Annotated in this window: 9 protein-coding genes; 6 read left to right on the top strand and 3 right to left on the bottom strand. The window is 50.1% G+C overall.

Annotation, left to right across the window (positions count from 1 at the left end; all coding sequences use genetic code 11):
* Positions 1-203 precede the first annotated feature (203 nt).
* Positions 204-1844: a serine/threonine-protein kinase gene (locus LKK83_RS06355; RefSeq protein WP_324630120.1), complete on the top strand. Its 1641-nt coding sequence runs from the start codon at positions 204-206 to the stop codon at positions 1842-1844.
* A 263-nt stretch (positions 1845-2107) separates the two neighbouring features.
* On the opposite strand, the gene LKK83_RS06350 is transcribed toward LKK83_RS06355, so the two are convergent.
* Complete coding sequence (locus LKK83_RS06350) at positions 2108-2398, bottom strand: hypothetical protein (protein WP_324630118.1); 291 nt, start codon at positions 2396-2398, stop codon at positions 2108-2110.
* Positions 2399-2470: 72 nt separating this feature from the next.
* Between LKK83_RS06350 and LKK83_RS06345 the strand changes: the two genes are divergently transcribed.
* The 5 genes from LKK83_RS06345 to LKK83_RS06325 all read left to right on the top strand — a co-directional run bounded on the left by LKK83_RS06345 (position 2471) and on the right by LKK83_RS06325 (position 16915).
* On the top strand, positions 2471-5536 hold the full coding sequence (locus LKK83_RS06345) for an ATP-binding protein (protein ID WP_324630117.1): 3066 nt from the start codon (positions 2471-2473) through the stop codon (positions 5534-5536).
* Positions 5537-5694: 158 nt separating this feature from the next.
* On the top strand, positions 5695-8433 hold the full coding sequence (locus LKK83_RS06340; RefSeq protein WP_324630116.1) for a response regulator: 2739 nt from the start codon (positions 5695-5697) through the stop codon (positions 8431-8433).
* Between the two features lie 136 nt (positions 8434-8569).
* On the top strand, positions 8570-14305 hold the full coding sequence (locus LKK83_RS06335) for a PAS domain S-box protein (RefSeq protein ID WP_324630115.1): 5736 nt from the start codon (positions 8570-8572) through the stop codon (positions 14303-14305).
* 545 nt (positions 14306-14850) lie between these two features.
* A complete protein-coding gene (locus LKK83_RS06330; RefSeq protein WP_324630114.1) occupies positions 14851-15858 on the top strand; it encodes a LysR family transcriptional regulator in 1008 nt (335 codons plus the stop codon).
* 331 nt (positions 15859-16189) lie between these two features.
* A complete protein-coding gene (locus tag LKK83_RS06325) occupies positions 16190-16915 on the top strand; it encodes a response regulator transcription factor (RefSeq protein WP_324630113.1) in 726 nt (241 codons plus the stop codon).
* Positions 16916-16946: 31 nt separating this feature from the next.
* Here the strand turns inward: LKK83_RS06325 and LKK83_RS06320 are convergent, their stop codons facing one another.
* Together LKK83_RS06320 and LKK83_RS06315 are read right to left on the bottom strand one after the other, a co-directional pair.
* Entirely contained in the window at positions 16947-17090 is a 144-nt protein-coding gene (locus LKK83_RS06320) for a hypothetical protein (RefSeq protein ID WP_324630111.1), read from the bottom strand.
* 343 nt (positions 17091-17433) lie between these two features.
* Positions 17434-17673, bottom strand: coding sequence for a PEP-CTERM sorting domain-containing protein (locus LKK83_RS06315; protein WP_324630110.1), 240 nt, complete (start codon positions 17671-17673; stop codon positions 17434-17436).
* Positions 17674-17717 lie beyond the last annotated feature (44 nt).

The following is a 17717-nucleotide window of genomic DNA, read 5'->3' as shown; positions in this document are numbered from 1 at the left end:
TTAAAACCGCCTGAGTCGAACTTCCTCCGCGTACTAAAGTAACGCGGCTCCCATTCTTCCATCTTTTTTTTCGTGGATGTTCTATTTCTATCCTATTTCTACATCTGGTTTTTTCCCGGCGCGTTCTCGGACATGATATCCGAAACCAGCGGTTTGTGTCCCAACTTGCAATCAGAAAACTTTGAAAAAAACGTAACATTAATGTGAGTTACTGCATCAATCCAAAATGTCAAAATCGCGAAAATCCAGACTCGGCGCAAGCGTGCCAGAGTTGTGGTACCCCCTTGGAGATCGAAAATCGCTATCGCATCATCCGCCCCCTGCGCCCTCTCAATCCCGTTTATCCCACCGATATTTACGAAGTAAAAGACTGGGGAAATGGGGATGAAGATTGGGGCACCATCAAAGTGATGAAAGTGCTCAAATTCAGCAACAATCCCAACTTCATTCGCTTATTTAAACGAGAAGCGCGAGTCTTGATGTGGTTGCGCCATCGCGGAATTCCCCATGTAGAACCCGATGGTTACTTCCAGCTAACCTTACCCCGAAACAAACACATCCACTGCTTAGTGATGGAAAAAATCGACGGGGAAAACCTAGAGGAGTGGTTAGAACAAAGCGACCCCATCTGCGAAACCGAAGCCCTCGACTGGTTGCAACAACTCACCGAAATTTTAGACACCCTGCATCAAGAAAGTTTGTTTCATCGGGATATCAAACCTTCTAACATCATTTTGCGTCCCAACGGACAACTGGCGCTGATCGACTTTGGCACCGTTGGCGAAGAAGAATCCAATTTCACCCGCGTCGGAACCAGCGGATACGCCGCCCCCGAACAAATTATCGGCGACACGAAACCGCAATCCGATTTCTTTGCCCTCGGGCGCACCTTTGTGCATTTACTCACTGGGTTGTCCCCGATGGATTTTCCCGAAACCAATAACGAGGAACTCCTCTGGCGCAATTTGGCTCCGCAAATCTCGCCAATGTTGGCAGATTTTATCGATCGCCTGATGGCCCCCGCCTACGAGAAGCGCCCCAGCAATACCCGTGCCATCTTCAGAGAATTAAAACAAATCGAATCAGTCAGAAACGCCAAACAATCCAAACCGGAACTCACCGGATTTTGGAAGCGGCGGATTCCGCTCAAATGGGTGGGATTTTTATTAATCGGCTTTATTGGCTTTGGGATATTATCTCATCCCGTGGCAATCTTTGTCAAAGATTGGGTGGCAATTCCTCTGGCTAAATCCGCCAACCACATGGGCACCTTTGAATTCAAGCGCGGTCAATTCGGCAGCGCTGAATTTTACTTGAAATTAGCCGTGCAACTCCATCCCGAAAGTGGAAAAGCGCTCTACAATTTAGGCATGGTGTGTGAAGAGCGAGAAAAACTACCATGCGCTCGAGAACAGTACGAAGAGGCCATATCAAACGGCGATCGCATCGATGCCGCAGTACAAGCCATAAATAACTTAGGGCGCTTGTGGATTTTCCGCGACGGAAATTATGACAAAGCGATCGCCAAACTGCAGTATGGACTGGAACGAGCCAACCACGCGCCAAACTTAAAACCTGTAGCTTGGTCCGACTTGCATAAAAATCTCGGCTGGGCATACTACGAACAAAAGCGCTACCGTGAAAGCGAGAAACACCTGCGCCAAGCGATTGAATACGACCCGAAAAATGCACCCGCCTACTGCTTGTTAGCACAGGTACTTGAAGCCCAGGACAATCGCACCTTAGCCCTAGAGTATTGGAAACAATGCCAAGCACTAGAAGCGCCGTATAATCCCGAAATTCAATACTGGAAAAAAATGGCTCGCGATCGCCTTGGGAAGTAGGGACTAAATAACCCACACCTTAATCCGGCTCGAGTTCCACCAATTCGCGCCACCCCTGCATGCCAATTTTCGCCAACCGGAAAGCCCGTTTGCGTCATCTTTTCGCCCCCGGTTATCCCCTCGAATCCGGTGGATTGTCGGGAAAAAGCCGCCGATAGGAATCGCCCTTGTCCCCCTGATGAGCGGGGAATTGCGAGACACAGAAACCCCCGCCGCTGGCCCGACAAGGGTTCGGCCAAATTCCTAGCCGCCAGCTCATCGTCTCATTGGTGAGTGCGATCGGCGATCGCGACCCGCCAATCGGTATGAATGACCAACCTCCTCGCGTGCCTTTCCCCCGTTCCCCAGTGGATCGAATCGTGAAGCGACATTGTAGCCGCACTCAACCGCTTTGACGATTCGCGCCCCATTCGGGGGATAAACTGTCTGAAATCGCACCCTACCGCCCCATCGAGTGGGGAAACGCGAGACACAAGGGAGAGGGAGAGAGAATGCAAACTCCCGAGGGCTGTTGGTAAAATCAACAGAGCAGCGATCGCGCTTCCGGGAAGCAAGAGAAAAATCAGCCCACCGCGAAAGCGCGACCTCAACCCGAAAGAGCAACCCTTTACGAGTAGTTTGAGAAGATGTCTCCCATCGAATTTGTCACCACCGAACCCATCGATCTGAGCAACTGCGATCGAGAACCCATTCACATTCCCGGCAAAATTCAACCCCACGGCGTGCTACTCGTCCTGCAAGAACCGCAACTCACAATTTTACAAGTTTCTGCCAATACCGAAGCCTTTTTTGGCATCAGTCCGGAATCTTTACTCGGACAAGACTTAAGCGTTCTTTTTTCCCAAGAAAACCTGCAATTTTTAACCCATTGTATATTTGAAAACGAACTGGAGTATTTCAATCCCTTTCAACTGCCCACCTCCTTAAAAGATGGCCAGTTTGAATTTGAAGGCGTGCTGCATCGAACAGTGGGGGGTTTATTGTGTCTCGAACTCGAACCGAAAATAAGTGGCAAGAACGCTTATCCCCTCAGCTTTTATCATTTACTAAAAGCCTCTATTGCCAAAATATTTAAAGCCAATAATTTTCAGGAAGCGACCAACTTAATCGCCGCCGAAGTGCGGCAATTGACGGGATACGATCGGGTAATGATTTACCGATTTGCCAGCGATGAAAGTGGGGTAGTAGTTGCTGAATCTTGTCGTGGGGACCTCGAACCCTTTTTAGGATTGCATTATCCCGCCTCAGACATTCCCAAACAAGCCAGAAAACTCTACTATCAAAATTGGTTGCGACTGATTGTGGATGTCAACTATCAGCCAGTGGAGATTATTCCCCAGAACAATCCCTTAACCGATGAGCCGCTGGACTTAAGTTTATCGACATTGCGAAGCGTCTCTCCCATTCATGTAGAATATTTACAGAACATGGGAGTGAGGGCGACCTTAACGATTTCTTTGCTCGACGAAGAACGACTTTGGGGTTTAATTTGCTGCCACCACTATCAACCGAAATATGTAGATTACGAAACGCGGAAAGCCTGCGAATTCCTCGGGCAATTTATGTCCGTGGAATTTTTTAAGCAGCAGCAGAAAGACCTGGGACGATATCAAAGTAAAGTCGGGGAAATCCAAGAACGGCTGAATTTAAGTAAATCTGCGAACCAAGGGGCGATCGCGCAAAAATTCCAGCAAAATGAATCAGCAATTTTAGAATTAGTCAATGCCCGCAGTGCGGCGATCGCGTTAGAAGACGACCTCATCCTTTTGGGAAAAACCCCACCTGTAGAAGCGGTGCAACACTTGCTAGAGTGGCTTCGCACCCACCATCGAGAAAAAGTATTTCATACCGATTGTTTAGGAAAAATTTATCCCCCCTCTCGGGATTATCAGACACAAATGAGCGGGATACTGGCGATTTCTATTTTTCTGGAAAATACCTGTTATCAAATTGTCTGGTTTAGACCCGAAATCGTGCAAACTGTCAAGTGGGGAGGAAATCCGCATAAACCGGTGACAGTGGATGAAGAAAATGGGAGTCGATTATCGCCGCGCAAGTCCTTTGAGCTGTGGAAAGAAACCGTGAGCGGTAAATCTTTGCCGTGGAATAAATTAGAAATAGAAGCCGCTTTAAATTTTAGAAATGCGTTAATGCTGGCGGTGTTAGAATTTTCGCAGGCGGCGTTAGAAGAAGCTGCAAAACGCGCTGAAGTAGCGAACCAAGTGAAAAGCGAATTTCTGGCCAATATGAGTCACGAAATCCGCACGCCGATGAATGCGATATTGGGATTTTGCGATTTAATGCAAGGTTTGGTGAGCGAACCGCGCCAACAAGCGTATCTCGATTCGATCGCCACCAGTGGAAAATCCCTGTTAGCCTTGATTAACGATATCTTAGACTTATCGAAAATTGAAGCCGGAAAGCTGCAACTGCACTACGAACCAACAAATTTGCGCGAATTAATTCGAGAAATCCAGCAAATTTTTTCCCAGCAAGTGGAAGAAAAAGGACTATCTTTATATGCAGAAATTGACGAAAACTTGCCGATAGGAATTGATTTTGATGAAGTGCGCCTGCGGCAAATTTTGTTTAATGTAGTCGGCAATGCGCTAAAATTTACAGAAGCGGGTTATATTAAAATCTCAGTACGCTGTCAGCCCTATGTTAGCGAAGGGGAGGGCAAAATTTGGATGGAAATTGCGGTAGAAGATACGGGGATTGGGATTAGTGGCAGCGATCGCGAAAAAATTTTCGACGCCTTTATCCAAAGCGAAGGACAAAGTACCCGCAAATACGGCGGAACCGGGTTGGGATTAGCCATTACCCGCCGACTCACCACTATGTTAGGGGGAGAACTGGTGGTGAACAGCGAAGTGGGTACGGGGAGTACCTTTAGTTTTGTATTTCCCGATATTTATCGCGCCAATTGGGAACCGGAAGCCCATGAGAAAAAGCCAATGGATGAGAACCTGGAACAATTCCAGCCCGCCACTATTTTAGTGGTGGATAATGTGGAATCGAACCGCACTTTAATTGCGGAGTATTTTGCCAACACCCACCACCGTTTGTTATTCGCGAAAGATGGGCGAGAAGCGATTGAAATGGCACAAATCCATCAGCCAGATGTGATATTGCTGGATCTGCGGATGCCCAATCTGGATGGGCGATCGGCAGCAATTTTTCTCAAACAAGACCCACAAACGCGAGACATTCCGATTATCGTCCTCACTGCATCGGTGGCGAAAGACGAACTGCAAGACATGCAACTGTTTTGTCAGGGATTCTTACGCAAACCGGTCAAACGCTTTCAACTGGTGGAAGCATTCAAGAATATTCTGCCGCTGAATGAAAATTCTCCCCGGGAAAGGGAAGTGCAACCCCCTGCTGCTTCTGCAAGGGAACCGATGATGGAAACCCCGGGGGAAAACTTGTCCGAATTGGCGGAAAAACTTGCCTTAGAAGAACAAAACCAATGGCAGCAATTGCGACAAACGATGAAGCGCAGAGAAGTGAAAGCCTTTGCGAAACGGTTGCATGCTTGGGCGCGGGAATATCACTGTGCCAAACTCGAAGCCTATGCAACCAAAATCAGCCATCAGCTTGGGGAATTTGATTGGGAGAATTTACCCGCAACCCTGGAGGAATTTCCCCAACTGAGGCGATGGTTGGAAGGGAACGGCGATCGGGCGTAAAATAGGCAATGACCCCCTCACCGATGGGGTGAATGCCAGGGATAGGTTACTGGGCGGGAAATACAGGTATTCTCAGGAGTACCATATTTTATAGAGGGAGGATAATCATTCCCCCTCGGTGCGATTATTAATGAACTCAATGCCGCAGGTGCAAGACAATGAACCAGTTTGACCCCGAAGATTTTCTGATTTTAGTGGTAGATGACACGATTTCTAATTTGAAAGTGATTGGATATTTGTTAGAAAAGGTAGGCTACGATACCACCTTTGCGACCAATGGCAGGCAAGCGATCGAGCGGGTGCGAACCGCAAAACCCGACCTCATTTTGTTGGACTTAATGATGCCGGAAATGGACGGTTTGGAAGTCTGCGATCGCCTCAAAGCTGACCCAAACACCCGCGAAATTCCCATTATTTTTATTACCGCCAATCAAGAGACGGATAATTTAGTAGAAGCCTTCAAAAAAGGGGCAGCCGATTATATCACGAAACCCTTTCGACCGGAAGAAGCGCTCGCGAGAATTGAAACCCAACTGACGAACCAACAGCTCAAAAAAGAACTAACCCGTCAAAACGAACACCTGCAACGAGAAATCGAAACTCGCACCGTAGCAGAAGCGCGATTGAGACTGTTAGAGCGAGCGATCGCCTCGAGTTCTAATGGGATCGTCATCACCGATTTCCAGCAACCGGACAATCCTATTATCTACGTCAATTCCGGTTTCGAGCGGATTACGGGCTATTCTGCTTCCGAAATAATGGGTCGAAATTGTCGGTTTTTGCAAGGACAAAAAAGCCCAATCAATCGCGGCGCACTGGTACAGTTGCGTCAAGCCATTCATGCCGGCACCAACTGTCAAGTCGTGCTGCAAAATTTTCGCAAAAATGGCCGCATGTTCTGGAACCAACTCTCGATTTCTCCCGTGCGAGAAGCTGATGGAACAGTGAATCATTTTGTCGGCGTTATCACCGATATTACCGAACGATTGGCATTTGAAGAAGCCCTGAAAAATAGCCAATCCTCGTTAGCGCAAGCTCAAAAAATCGCTCATCTGGGGAATTGGGAATTTGACATCGTAACGCAAGAAATTAGCGGCTCTGTGGAAATTTTTCGGATTTTGGGATTTGACCCCAAAGCTGGCAAAATCGACTATCACCAGTTGTTAAAAGTATTTCATAATGAAGATGCAGAGATATTTGAAAATGCGGTGAATCGGGCGATAAATGAGGGGATATCTTACGAAATAGAAAGTCGCATCTGGCGGAACCCCGGAGAGCTGCGCTATTTAGAAATCCGGGGGGAAGCGGTGTTTGACGAAGGGGGAAACATAACGCGGCTGTTCGGCACCGTGCTAGATATCAGCGAGCGAAAAAAAGCCGAATTTGCCTTAAAAGAGGCCGCGAACGCCGCCCAAGCTGCCAATCAAGCCAAAAGCACCTTTTTGGCGAATATGAGTCACGAACTGAGAACGCCCTTGAATGCAATTCTCGGGTTTAGCGAGTTGATGATGGGAGGGGAAAACCTGGCAGAAGAACACCAAGAAAATCTTCGCATTATTTGCCGCAGTGGGGAACATTTGCTGACCCTGATTAATGATATTTTAGACATGGCGAAAATAGAAGCCGGTCGCATCACCCTCAACGAAAGTAACTTCGACCTTTATCAGATGTTAAAAGATTTAGAGGGAATGTTTCGCCTGAAGGCAGAGAAAAAGGGATTGTACTTTGCGATCGAGTGCGACCCCAAGGTACCCCAATACATTAGAACCGATGAAGTGAAGTTACGACAAGTATCGCTCAATCTGCTGTCTAATGCGTTTAAATTTACTCAGAGGGGGTCGGTGACGATGCGGGTAAACCTGGGAAGGGAGGAAACCAAGCCCAGGGAGGGAGAGAGCGAGAGAAATCGGGAAGGTGGTGATGGGGTGATAGAGTCGCCGCGATCGCCCGATCGCACCTCCTCAGTCACGATTCACTTTGAAGTAGAAGATACCGGCTGTGGCATTCCACTCGAGGAATTAGAAAGCATTTTTGAAGCCTTCGTGCAAACCAAAACCGGCAAAAAATCCGCAGAAGGAACCGGGTTAGGATTGCCGATCGCTCGCAAATTTGTCGCATTAATGGGCGGTGAAATGAGGGTCAGTTCTCCGGTGAGTCAGGGAACCAAATTCCACTTTACCATTCGCGCCCAGCCGGTGGATAGATCCGACGCCATCCAAGCAGACAGAAGACAGGCGATCGCCCTCGAGGCGAATCAACCCACCTATCGCCTGTTAATTGTGGACGATAAGTGGGACAATCGGCGATTGTTGGTGAAGCTCCTCGGTCCGTTTGGATTTGAGATTCGAGAAGCCAAAGACGGGAAAGAAGCGATCGCGGTGTGGGAAGAATTTCAACCGCATTTAATTTTTATGGACATGCGAATGCCCGTGATGGATGGCTTTAAAGCAACCCAACAGATTAAATCCACCACCAAAGGAAAAAATACCGCGATCGTAGCGGTAACGGCGAGCAGTTTAAACCAGGATCGCACATTAGTTTTACAAGTCGGGTGCGAGGATTTTATTCGCAAACCTTTCCGCGAAGCCGACATTTTTGAAATTCTGACCCGCTACCTCGGCGTGCGCTTTCGCTACGCATCCCCGATTCGAGCACAGCCCGATGGATTCTCCCAGTGCAACCATCAATTGACACCCCACGCATTAGCCCAGGTGCCCGCCGAGTACCTCGCCACCTTAGAACGAGCCACCGCCCGCAGTGACATGGAATCCATCGATAGAACCATTCAAGAAATTCGCCATTGCGATCGGGCAATGGGCGATTTGCTCAGGGGTTTAGCTGACAAGTTTGCTTATGAAGAAATGCTCGCTATCATTCAACAAGCAAAGGTTCTATAAGCCCGGTTAAATCGCTCATACCCCCCGGGGCGATTCCAGCAGGGGAATCGGCGGGCGGCGAATGAGCAGGTGCTGAGGGTGGCTCAGACAGTTGGCACTGGATTAGATTAGCCTGTATCTAGGCTTTCCCGTTTCAATGGCTCGAATCATTGAACAAAGAGTTTATAATACAAGAAGTTTTTCCAGTGGAAAAACGGCAATTTCCCAATCCCTGTGCCCGCGAATGTCGAGCGAATCCCACCCGAAAATGAGCCAAAACTCCACCCCGCCAGAAAAAGCCGATATTCTCGTCATTGACGATAATCCAGATAACCTGCGTCTGTTAATTGGCATTTTGCAGCGTAGCGGCTATAAAGTCCGGCCCGCAACCAATGGTCGTTTTGCCTTATCCGTGGCGCAAACTGACCCGCCGGACTTGATTTTGCTCGACATTTTGATGCCAGAAATGGATGGGTATGAAGTTTGCGAGCGGTTAAAAGCCGATAGGTTGACCCGAAACGTCCCCGTTATTTTTATCACCGCCCTCACTGAAGTGATGGATAAGGTGAAAGCCTTTGACGTGGGCGGAGCGGATTATATCACAAAACCGTTTCACGAACAAGAAGTTTTGGCGCGGGTGCGGCATCAATTAAAAATTGAAGGATTGCAGAAGCAATTAGAACGGGAAAATGCAAAGCTGCTCGAAGAGATACGCGATCGCGTCGCCGCCGAAGAAGCCCTGCATTTGAGTGCGGCAAAACTGCGGAATCAAAATCAGATTTTAACCGAACTAGCGCAACTGAAATCCCTACATCGCGGAGATGTAAATGGAGCATTGCAAGAAATTGCCATCACCGCCACCGAACACTTAGGAATCGAGCGAGTCAGCCTCTGGCTTTACGATGAAACCGGCGAGAAAATTGAGTGTCAGCAAGTTTTCGACGCCAGTGGTCAGGTGAATCCCTGCACAGTGGAACTCCAGGTCAAGGATTATCCGGCATATTTTCGCGCCCTAGAAGAAAAACAAATTGTCGCCGCGTCACAGGCAAGAACCGACCCCGAAACTGCCGAACTGGTGGAATTGTATTTAACTCCGTTAGGGATTTATTCGTGCTTAGATGCGCCGATTCGCTTGGGGGGAAAAACCCTGGGGATATTATGCCATGAAGCCGTAGAAACCCGGCACGAGTGGACGGCGGAAGACGAGAATTTTGCCCGATCGCTCGCCAATTTGATTTCAGTGGCGATCGAAACCCGAGAGCGCCTGCGCGCCGAAGCACAACATCGCGCCTCGGAAGAGAAACTCGCGATCGCCTTTCGCGCCACCCCGGATCCGATTTCCATCGTCACCTTAGCCGAAGGGCGCTATATCGAAGTTAACGACAGCTTTTGTCGCGACATCGGCTACGATCGCGAACAGATTATCGGTCGTACCTCAGAAGAACTCAACCTGATAGCAGACCACCATCAGGCGGCGTTAATGGAACGAGAACTGCATCGTAGCGACGGCATCTTGCGCGATTTTGAATTCCACTATCGCACCGCCAGTGGGGAAATCAAAATTGCCCTGCTCTCGGCAGAAATCATCCAGATCGACGATCGCCCCTGCCTTCTAGCAGTCAGCAAAGACATCAGCGATCGCGTCAAAACCCAACTCGCCCTAGAAAAAGAACTGCATCGCAGCAACCTGCTGCGCCAAATCACCGAACAAATCCGCTCTCAATTGGATCCGGAGCAACTATTTGAAACCGCCGCCCTAGAAATCGGACGCGCCTTTCAAGTCAACCGCACTTGGATTGGAATCTATATTACCGAACCCACCCCGAGACTGAAAATGGTAGGGGAATATCTGGTGGGGTATGACTCGATCGCCTCGTTCGACATTCCAGTGGTAGGCAATCCTCACGTAGAGCGCCTGCTCGAAGTGGACCTAGCCATTGCCTCGCCGGATGTCTATGCCGACCCTTTGTTAGTCTCCCAGCAGGAGTTGTGCCAGCAAATCCACCTCAAATCAATGCTCGCCGTAGGTACCTTTTACCAAGGAGAACCCAATGGCAGCATTGGATTGCATCAATGCGACAGCTATCGGGAATGGACCGCCGAAGAAATCGAGTTATTTGAAGCGATCGCCGCCCAACTCGGCATCGCGATCGCCCAAGTGCAAATGCTCGATCGCGAAAAACAAGCCCGCGCCCACCGGGACCGACAAAACCAACTGCTGCAACGGGAAATCACCGAACGTCAGCTCGCCCAAGAAGCCCTCAAGCAAAGCGAACAAAAATATCGCGCCCTGGTCGATTCCTCCGAAGACGTCATCTGGTCCGTGGATCGGCGCGGGTGCTTTACCTTCGTCAACCCCGCCGTGGAAAAAATTTACGGGTTCACTCCCGCTCAAATGCTCGGGAGCAAAATGACAAAATTCATCGCCCCGGAATGTCTCGATCGCGATCGCAAAATGCTGCGAGACCTGCTGGAGAAAGCAGAACCAGTGGTGCAATACGAAACCACCCATCTGAGCAGCACCGGCGAGTCCATCTACTTGCTAGTCAATGCAATTCCCCTGCGCGAGTCCAACGGACGCACCATCTGCGCCACCGGCACCGCCACCAATATCAGCGATCGCATCGCCCTCGAACGGGAACTCGCCCTACGCGAAGCCTTCCTCAACGCCTTTTTCTCCGCCGCCCCCGTGGGCCTGAGCATCGTCAACCGCCAATTGCAGTTCGTGCAAATTAACGAAGCGATGGCACAAATCGACGGCATTCCCGTCGCCGACCACCTGGGAAAAACCATCGGCGAAATCCTTCCGAATGTTGCCCCAACCCTGGAATCCCTCTACAACAGCGTCTTTCAAACCGGACAACCAATTCTCAATCAAGAAATCACTGGCGAAGTCCCTTCGCAACCCGGAGTCGAGCGTCACTGGATCGCCTCCTATTTTCCCGTTCCCGGTGAAGGAGAACTGCCCGCCGCCGTAGGTGCCATCATCCTGGAAATCACCGCGCGCAAACAAGCAGAATTGCAACTGAGCTTGGTTAGCGAACGCCTGCAATATCTGCTGACTTCTAGTCCGGGGGCGATTTATAGTAGCAAAGTGAGTGGGAATTATGGCTCAACCTTTGTCAGCGAAAATATCCGGGAGATTATAGGGTATGAGGCGGGCGAATTTCTCGAAGATGCGAATTTTTGGCGCGATCGCATTCATCCCGAAGACCGCGAACTCGTCTTGGCGGAACTGCAACAACTCTTCGCGAAAGGCCATCATTCCCAAGAATACCGCTTTCTCCATCGCGATGGAACTTATCGCTGGGTATACGATCGCGTCAGACTGGTGCGCGACGCCGCCGGCAACCCCCTGGAATGCGTGGGCTACTGGAGCGATATCAGCGATCGCAAACAAGCCGAAATGGCTTTGCGCGATAGTAAGCGTCGCTATCAAACCCTCGCCGAAGCCTCGCCGGTGGGAATTTTCAATACCGACGTCCAGGGCAACTGTCTCTATGTAAATCAGCGCTGGAGTGCGATCGCCGGCCTGCCTTTAGAAGAAGCCCTCGGATCCGGGTGGAAGAAGACGTTGCATCCGCAGGATCGCGATCGCATCCTCGCAGAATGGTTCGCCGCTACCGCCGCCGGTCGCCCCTTTAAGTCCGAGGCTCGTTTCTTGCACCCCGACGGCAAGATCGTTTGGGCGATCGCCCAGGCTATCCCCGAACGAAGCGAAGACGGGCAACTCAAAGGCTATGTGGGCACAATTACCGATATTAGCGATCGCAAACAAGCCGAAGTGGCATTGCGCGAAAGCGCTAAGCGCGAAAAAGCCATCTCCACGGTCATCCAACGCATGCGCGACACCTTGAACCTCGACCGCATCTTCACCGCCACCACTGAAGAACTGCGCCGGGTGATGGAATGCGATCGGGTGGGCATCTATCGCTTCCATCCCAACTGGAGTGGCGAAATAGTCGCCGAATCTGTCAGTTCCCAATGGACTCCTCTGGTCCAAAACCCCCCAGACCCTATCCTCCATGAAACCCTGGAAAACCCCGATTGCACCGTCGCCACCTGGAAAAAACCTTCCCCCGACCTGCCAGATACCTATCTGCAACAAACCCAAGGCGGCCCGTACAACCAAATCGGCAGTTACCGCGCCGTGGAAGATATCTACAGCGCTAACTTTGATGCTTGCTACATCCAACTCTTAGAACACCTTCAAGCCAGAGCCTACATCATCGTTCCCATCTTCTGCGGTCAAAAACTCTGGGGATTGCTCGCCACTTATCAAAATAGCGGCCCGCGTCAGTGGAAAACCGCTCAAATCAATATCGTCATCCAAATTGGCAACCAACTCGGCGTCGCTTTACAACAAGCCGAATTGCTCGAACGCACTCAACGTCAAGCCGCCGCCTTGGAAAAAGCCGCCGATGCCGCCGATGCCGCTAACCGCGCTAAAAGCGAATTCCTCGCCAATATGAGTCACGAGTTGCGAACGCCGCTCAATGCCATTCTCGGCTTTACTCAAATTATGAGTGGCAATCGCTCTTTGTCTCCAGATTATCAAGAAAATATCCGCATTATCAATCGCGCCGGCGAGCATTTACTCGAACTGATTAATGACATTCTCGAAATGTCTAAAATTGAGGCGGGTCGCACGAGTTTAAATGAAAGCAACTTCGATTTATTTAATCTGCTCGAAACTCTCGAACAAATGCTGCGCCTCAAAGCTCAGTCTAAAGGACTCGCTCTCGTTTTTCACCGCGAACCCGACGTTCCCCAATACCTCAATACTGACGAAAATAAACTCCGTCAAGTCTTGCTCAATCTGTTGGGCAATGCTATTAAATTTACCGAACGCGGTCGCGTCACCCTCCGCACCCGATTGGCCAACTCCCCCCATCAAACCCTGGAAGACTCGAAGCACAACCCTGACCCTCCTTTTGCCCCGGAAACCCTTCACCTGCACTTTGCCGTTGAAGACACCGGCCCGGGGATTGCCCCGGAGGAAATGGATTTGTTATTTGAAGCCTTCGCCCAAACCGAAAGCGGTCGCAAATCCGGCCAAGGTACGGGCCTCGGTTTACCTATCAGTCGCAAATTTGTCGAACTGATGGGCGGACAAATTCGCATTGAGTCTCAACTCGATCGCGGCTCGATTTTTTCGTTTGATATCCACTGTCGTCCCGGTGAAGTTACTCCCACTCAAACTCCCCAACAAAAGCGCAAAATTATCGGCATCGCCCCGGAACAACCAGAGTATCGCATCCTGATCGTCGAAGATGTGAGAGCCAATCGTATGTTAATGGTCAAATTGCTCACCCGGGTCGGTTTTTCCGTGCGCGAAGCCACAAACGGCATTGAGGCGATCGACCTCTGGTCCAGTTGGAAGCCTCATTTAATTTGGATGGATATGCGAATGCCCGAAATGGATGGCTATGAAGCCACTCAACGCATTAAAGCTCAATCCGAATTCCACCCCACGGTTATTATTGCTTTAACCGCTAGCGCCTTTGAGGAAAACAAAAACGCCATTTTAGCCGCCGGCTGTGATGATTATGTTCCCAAACCTTTCCAAAAAGAACTGTTGTTTGAGAAAATGAGTCACTATCTCGGGGTGAAATATCTCTATGAAAAAGACGAAGAACAACCAGAAGACTTAACCCCTCCACCCACTGAAAGCATTTCTCAAGAAAAACTCAAAAGTCTTGTGTCTAAATTGCCTAAAAAATGGGTGACAAATATCCAGACTGCCGCACTTCAATGTTGCGATGATTTGATTCTAGAAATCCTCGCCGAACTTCCACCAGAATACGCCGATTTGGCAGGGGGTATTACAGAATTGGCCAATAATTTCCAATTTGATAAAATCCTTGAACTGACCGAATACAATGAGGAATAAATCATTGGTTTTTGGTCATTGTTCATTGGGGACTGGTCTTTGGGGTTTGGGTGTTCGTCGTTGGGTGCTGATTCCGGATCGATGACCAACATGATCGGCAAAAATATCGATGTTCAAGCGATTTTTGTCAAGTATTTTGGTTAACCGTTCTCACCAGTTTCAGTGGCAACCCTCTTTTCATTACCCCCGGGAAAGGGGAAAGAGCAACCCGATTTTAATATGGGCTAAACGAGAGTATTTCCTTACCCCCCTGGTTCGTTCTGGCTGACTTCTCCCCATCAAAATAACCACAAGGGCAAGCAATCTCTCGGCACCTTTAGAACCCGATTGACGCTCTGAGCGAAATTCCCACCGCCACAAATCGGGTTGACCTGGGATATTTTTGGCTGGTTTGAATAGGGCGCGCCCATCGAATTGGGCTGGCGCGCGATCGCCAAGGCAATGGAGAACAAATCCCAACCGACTCTGTATCGAGCAGTACGAAAACGAACTTCACCATCGGCTAGGCTTAGAACACACAAGAACCGATTGTAATTTCTAATGCCATGCGCCTAGAGCAATTGCAAGCTTTCCTGGCGATCGCCGATACGGGAAGTTTCCAGCAAGCCGCCCGTCGCTGCGGCGTCACCCAATCCACCATCAGCCGACAAATCCAAGCCTTAGAAGCAGAATTGGGTTTGCCATTGTTTCATCGCATGGCGCAGGCAAAACTCACCCTCGCCGGCGAGAATTTTTTCACCCGCGCCCGCAAAATTTGTCAGGAGTGGGAAACGGCAAAATCGGAAATCGCAGATTTGCTCGCCGGCAAGCAACCGGAATTATGCGTGGCGGCAATTCATTCGGTTTGTGCTTATTATTTACCCCCGGTATTGCACCGATTTTGCGGGAAATATCCAGAGGTTCAGTTGCGGGTAACGGCATTGGGAAGCGATCGCGCTTTAAAAGTGCTCAAGGATGGATTGGTAGACTTGGCGATTGTGATGAATAACCGCTTGTTCACTACAACGCCGGATATGGTGGTTGAGGTGCTTTACGAAGAATCTATTCAAGTGCTAATGGCAGCCAATCATCCCTTAGCCGATCGCGATCGCATCCCTTGGACCGAATTAGCCAACCATCCGCAAGTGGTCTTTAAAGATGGCTATGGCATGCAACGAATGGTGCAAGATTTATTTGCCAAAGAAGGCTTGCCTTTGCGGGCAGTTTTGGAGTTAAACACTCCCGATGCCTTTCGCGGGGTGGTCCGACAGGGAAAGACCATCGCCCTATTGCCCCAGTCGGCCCTGGTGGAAGCGCGCCTAGATCCCAGCTTAGCGGTGCGAGAACTGACCCCCCAGCTTCCCTCGGCCCAGGGCGTCAACCTCGGACCTGCAAGCCCTCAAGCCTTGCAAATGTCCCCGACAAACCCTTGGAACCGTCAAGTGGTCATCGCCACCACGAGCGATCGCTTGCAAATTCCTCCCATTGCCCATTTTTGGGAAATCGTGCGCGATATCGTGCCGCAACAATTCTCCGAGTCTATCCGATCCACCCCAGCCATCATTGAGTCTTAACGCTTCCGCTTTTTTTCGCACGATACTCCCAACGCCTAGCTTCGGCCCTACGGCGCAGGCTTGTAATCCCATTACAGGTTAACAATAACACTATGAGAGTGGCGCGAAAAATAAAAAGCGTTACCCCAGGAATAGACTTGACAAACCAGAAAAATTCTGCTATAATGGAACGTTCATGCGAACCACCCGCGCGCCAGCCATTTTCACGGCAGACGGGGATTTTTAAGAAAGATGTAAGAATCCTTGCTTATAATCTGTACAGGAATCTTTGGATGACCGACAAGGTTCTGAAAAATTCCATCATCAACCCAGTCGTTCCAACTCTTGAAACATGCCCCGGATACTCGTCATCGACGATGACCCTGCAATCTCAGAATTAGTCGCAGTCAATCTGGAAATGGCTGGATATGAAGTCAGCCAAGCAGAAGACGGCATTAAAGGGCAGGCATTGGCCTTGCAATTGATGCCCGATTTGATCATGCTAGATTTGATGTTGCCTAGGGTGGATGGATTCACCGTATGCCAACGTCTACGTCGAGATGAGCGTACTGCAGACATTCCCGTATTAATGCTGACCGCCTTGGGTCAAACACAGGATAAAGTCGAAGGCTTCAATGCAGGCGCAGACGATTATCTGACCAAGCCCTTTGAAGTCGAAGAGATGCTAGCAAGGGTGCGAGCCTTGCTGCGGCGCACCGATCGCATTCCGCAAGCAGCCAAACACGCGGAAATTCTCAACTATGGGCCGTTAACCCTGGTTCCAGAGCGGTTTGAAGCCAATTGGTTCCATGAAACGGTCAAACTGACTCATCTCGAGTTCGAGTTATTGCACTGCTTGCTGCAGCGACACGGGCAAACCGTCTCCCCCAGCGAAATCCTGAAAGAAGTCTGGGGTTACGATCCCGACGATGACATCGAAACCATCCGAGTTCACATTAGACATTTGAGAACCAAACTGGAGCCGGATCCGCGACATCCGAAATACATCAAAACCGTGTATGGGGCCGGGTATTGCTTGGAATTGCCCAGCAATCCACCGGAGAATGAAGATGCTTAACCCCCGCCTCGGAAGGATCCATGCCGAAGCCTCAAGACTGAAGCACTCGATCGCCGCACTCGGAGGCAATTCTCAATGTAAGATTGCTCCCCGGGGGGCGATCGCGAGCAACTAACCCCGGATCTACCATCGGTGTCGGCGATCGCTCCTGGCAATCCAGCCAACTCAGAACCACCAGGGAGTGGGGGTGGTGGCAACACCGACACTCCACCAGAAGCCAAGGTCGCCCCCTGTCTTCACTTTGGCAGGAAAACAACTCCTGTCGCTTTAGCCCCAAATTGAATCAAGGGTGGGCATTTCCCACCCTACGAGTGCAATTGATTTTGCATAAGTGCTTCTCTCAATTCCCACCGCAATGGCGCGGCAAACCTCATCAACCAACTCAAAAAACCCGACCTTAAATATCGCGAAACGCTCTAGCAGCGCTAGGACGACGGGGCTGAAGAATTGCCGGATTAAAACTCGCGAACGTTACCTTTTTTTAACCCTTCGGCTTGTGTTTTTCCCCCTAAAAAGAATCAAGCCTGAGAGTGTTTTTTGCGGTAGCGGATAGCGAACAACAAGCCGAGAAGCGAACCGGCGATCGTGGTGGGTTCGGGAACCTGGGAAGCAGGGGGTTTAAGCTGTGCAGGCTGTGCGGGCGCTGCAACGCCTGTAGACGCGATGGGCGATTCCAGGGCACTGAGTTGCCCGAACAGATACGCTTTAGAGGTGCCACCTTCTTGAGAAGTCAGGGACTCCGTAGAAACCAACCCCATGTCTAAAGCCAGGGGCTTGTACTTCTAACCACCTGACCAGCCTA

It is taken from the genome of Phormidium sp. CCY1219 (assembly GCF_035615515.1).
GTDB lineage: Bacteria > Cyanobacteriota > Cyanobacteriia > Cyanobacteriales > Laspinemataceae > CCY1219.
The sequence above is the reverse complement of the archived record's forward strand: the minus strand, read 5'-3'. Positions and strand labels throughout refer to the sequence as shown.

Coding starts and splice junctions, on each gene's coding strand:
- LKK83_RS06345 (WP_324630117.1), top strand. CDS start 2,471: ATGTCTCCCATCGAATTTGTCACCACCGAACCCATCGATCTGAGCAAC.
- LKK83_RS06340 (WP_324630116.1), top strand. CDS start 5,695: ATGAACCAGTTTGACCCCGAAGATTTTCTGATTTTAGTGGTAGATGAC.
- LKK83_RS06335 (WP_324630115.1), top strand. CDS start 8,570: ATGGCTCGAATCATTGAACAAAGAGTTTATAATACAAGAAGTTTTTCC.
- LKK83_RS06330 (WP_324630114.1), top strand. CDS start 14,851: ATGCGCCTAGAGCAATTGCAAGCTTTCCTGGCGATCGCCGATACGGGA.
- LKK83_RS06325 (WP_324630113.1), top strand. CDS start 16,190: ATGCCCCGGATACTCGTCATCGACGATGACCCTGCAATCTCAGAATTA.
- LKK83_RS06315 (WP_324630110.1), bottom strand. CDS start 17,673: ATGGGGTTGGTTTCTACGGAGTCCCTGACTTCTCAAGAAGGTGGCACC.